Annotated in this window: 1 protein-coding gene; it reads left to right on the top strand. The window is 61.7% G+C overall.

Going from position 1 to position 806, the window contains the following annotated elements; translation table 11 throughout:
• Positions 1-51: 51 nt before the first annotated feature.
• On the top strand, positions 52-806 hold a 755-nt coding region (locus J1G35_RS30615; protein WP_223016873.1), incomplete at its 3' end, for a hypothetical protein.

Here is an 806-nt window from a genome sequence, read left to right as displayed (position 1 = left end):
GATACCGAGGGCGCGCATGGGGGGATTGGCCTGCGGCATACAGAAAGCGACTTGGTCGTTTACCTGCATAACCCGAAAGACGGTGTCAGCCCCGGAAGTGTCGCAACGCTTTACTGGGGAAACCGCAACGTACCGGTGGCTTCCACGCCCATTCGCGAGGGTGAGGAAAACCTGGACCGCATCCCTTTGACGGTGCCTGCCCATCGTATCGTCGAATATTGGGCCAACCCGGTGTTTGGCAAACTGCGGCGCGGCAGTGGCAATGAAACGTTCACCGAAGAGCTTAAGTTGCGGGTGAGCCTGAATCGCCCCGGTGGGTTTGACCCGGACGATGATAAGGAGGGGCACCAAGGCTTGGTGTACGTCGTTCCGCCGGAGATTCTGTTGGAGGGTGTCAGCGAAGCGGCGGCGCTGGCCGGTGTCAGGATCATTATTCGCCACTGGTTGTACATGCGTGCCTATGACCTGATCCTGCTGGCCTGGGGCTCCCAGCGCGTGGAACGTCGGGTGCAACCCAGTGAAGTGGGCCGCGATATTACCTTGACCGTTGACTACGCCACCATCAGCGCCGCCGGTAACAATCCATTGACGCGGGTGGCTTACCAGGTCCGCGATGGGGGCGGGAACCTGCCGGATGAACGGGCGCGCTGGTCGGCGTCGTCCTTTATTGATGTGCATATGAACGAGGTGCGGCCGGAGGCGCCCTGGCTGGCGTTTCCGGACACCGGCACCTCGATTGACCTGGCCGAACTGGGCAGCTGGGATGTCGAAGTCCAGAGCTGGATCACCAGCGCGGAGGTTGCCGC

The sequence above is a fragment of the Pseudomonas sp. SH10-3B genome (assembly GCF_019891415.1).
Lineage (GTDB): Bacteria > Pseudomonadota > Gammaproteobacteria > Pseudomonadales > Pseudomonadaceae > Aquipseudomonas.
This window is presented reverse-complemented; position numbering and strand designations above follow the sequence as displayed.